This window comes from Bradyrhizobium sp. Kon56 (genome assembly GCF_055807635.1).
On record NZ_JBVVOU010000084.1, the window covers coordinates 1 to 2,815 of the forward strand.

The 2,815-nt window shown below is 66.5% G+C and carries 2 protein-coding genes; both read left to right on the forward strand.

The window, feature by feature from the left end:
* Nucleotides 1–2,337 (forward strand): hybrid sensor histidine kinase/response regulator (locus AC0L3B_RS37975; protein WP_473382646.1); only part of this gene is annotated, 2,337 nt, incomplete at its 5' end.
* A gap of 31 nt (nt 2,338–2,368) precedes the next feature.
* On the forward strand, nt 2,369–2,815 hold a 447-nt coding region (locus tag AC0L3B_RS37980; RefSeq protein WP_247468230.1), incomplete at its 3' end, for a chemotaxis protein CheW.

The window sequence follows — 2,815 nt, forward strand, 5'->3', positions numbered from 1 at the left end:
GAAGCCGCGCCGACCTCCGGCGTGCTGGCCGACCAGAGCCTGGAGCGTCCGCTGCGTCCGGGCGAAGTCTCGCTCGACGAGCTCGAGCGTGCCTTCCGCGACACCGCGATCGAAGTGCCGGTCCCGGTTGCCAAGGCCGAAGTCAAGGCGGAGCCTCCGCCTGCCGCTGAAGCCCCGGTGCCTGTTGCCAAGGAAGCCGCGAAGGAGACCAAGGCGAAGGACAAGGCCGCGCCGAAGAAGTCGATCGCCGACGAGGGCGCCGCCGAGGGAGCCAGCATCGCCAACCAGTCGATCCGCGTCAACGTGGATACGCTTGAGCATCTGATGATCATGGTCTCGGAGCTGGTGCTGACCCGCAACCAGCTGTTGGAGATCTCCCGCCGCAACGAGGACACCGAGTTCAAGGTGCCGTTGCAGCGGCTGTCCAACGTCACCGCCGAGCTGCAGGAAGGCGTCATGAAGACGCGCATGCAGCCGATCGGCAATGCCTGGCAGAAGCTGCCCCGCATCGTTCGCGACCTCTCGAGCGAACTCGGCAAGCAGATCGAGCTGGAGATGCACGGCGCCGACACCGAGCTCGACCGCCAGGTGCTCGACCTGATCAAGGACCCGCTCACCCACATGGTGCGCAACTCCGCCGACCATGGCCTGGAGACCCCGGCCGAGCGTCTCGCCGGCGGCAAGGGCGAGCAGGGCACCATTCGCCTGTCCGCCTATCACGAGGGCGGCCACATCATCATCTGCATCGCCGACAACGGCCGTGGCCTGAACACCGACAGGATCAAGGCCAAGGCGATCTCCTCAGGTCTGGTCACCGAGGCCGAGCTCGAGAAGATGAGCGAAGCCCAGATCCACAAGTTCATCTTCGCGCCGGGCTTCTCCACCGCGGCCGCCATCACCTCGGTGTCGGGACGCGGCGTCGGCATGGACGTGGTGCGCACCAATATCGACCAGATCGGCGGCACCATCGACATCAAGTCGGTCGCCGGTGAAGGCTCCTCCGTCACCATCAAGATCCCGCTGACGCTCGCCATCGTCTCCGCGCTGATCGTGGAAGCCGCCGGCGACCGCTTTGCGATCCCGCAGCTCTCCGTGGTCGAGCTGGTGCGGGCCCGCGCCAACTCGGAGCACCGCATCGAGCGCATCAAGGACACCGCGGTTCTCAGGCTGCGCAACAAGCTGCTGCCGCTGATCCATCTCAAGAAGCTGCTCAAGATCGACGACGGCGCCGTCTCCGATCCCGAGAACGGCTTCATCGTGGTGACGCAGGTCGGCAGCCAGACCTTCGGCATCGTCGTCGACGGCGTGTTCCACACCGAAGAAATCGTGGTCAAGCCGATGTCGACGAAGCTGCGCCACATCGACATGTTCTCGGGCAATACCATCCTGGGCGACGGCGCGGTCATCATGATCATCGACCCCAACGGCATTGCCAAGGCGCTCGGCGCCGCCGGCTCTTCGGCCCATGACATGAACAACGAGAACGGGACGCACAGCATCGGATCGGGCGAGCAGACCACCTCGCTGCTGGTGTTCCGCGCCGGCTCGTCCCAGCCCAAGGCGGTCCCGCTCGGGCTCGTCACGCGCCTGGAAGAGCTCCCGGCCGACAAGATCGAGTTCTCGAACGGCCGCTACATGGTGCAGTACCGTGAGCAGCTGATGCCGCTCGTTGCCATGGAGAGCGTCACCATCGCGAGCCAGGGCGCCCAGCCGATCCTGGTGTTCTCCGACGACGGCCGCTCCATGGGCCTCGTCGTCGACGAGATCATCGACATCGTCGAGGAACGGCTCAACATCGAGGTCGGCGGATCCTCCTCCGGCATTCTCGGCTCGGCCGTGATCAAGGGCCAGGCCACCGAAGTGATCGACGTCGGCCACTTCCTGCCGATGGCGTTCGCCGACTGGTTCACCCGCAAGGAGATGAAGCCGTCGCTGCACTCGCAATCGGTGCTGCTGGTCGACGATTCGGCGTTCTTCCGCAACATGCTGGCCCCGGTGCTCAAGGCCGCCGGCTACCGCGTCCGCACCGCGCCGACCGCGCAGGAGGGCCTGGCGGCGCTGCGCGCGCAGAGCTTCGACGTGGTCCTGACCGACATCGAGATGCCCGACATGAACGGGTTCGAGTTTGCCGAGACCATCCGCTCCGACAGCAATCTGGGCGCGATGCCGATCATCGGGCTCTCCGCGCTGGTGTCGCCGGCGGCGATCGAGCGCGGCCGTCAGGCCGGCTTCCACGACTATGTCGCCAAGTTCGACCGTCCCGGTCTGATCGCGGCGCTGAAGGAACAGACCGCGGGCGCCGCCGGTGCCTCCGAGCTGAGCCGCGCAGCCGCCTAAACCCCAGCGGGATGGATCAGGAGATACGCACATGACCAAGAAGACCCAGTCCGGCGAAGGCGCCATGGTCGAATACGTCACCGCGATGATCGGCGGCCAGCTGTTCGGCCTGCCGATCTCCCGCGTCCAGGACGTGTTCATGCCCGAGCGCGTCACCCGCGTGCCGCTGTCCTCGCGCGAGATTGCGGGCGTGCTGAACCTGCGCGGCCGCATCGTCACCGTGGTCGACATGCGCGCCCGGCTCGGCCTGCCCAAGCCCGAGGACGGCAAGATCCCGATGGCGGTCGGCGTCGATCTGCGCGGTGAATCCTACGGCCTCCTGATCGACCAGATCGGCGAAGTGCTGCGGCTCGCCGAGGACGGCATGGAAGAAAACCCCGTCAATCTCGACCCCCGCATGGCCAAGCTCGCCGGCGGTGTCCACCGTCTCGACGGCCAGCTCATGGTCGTCCTCGACGTCGATCGCGTCCTCGAGCTC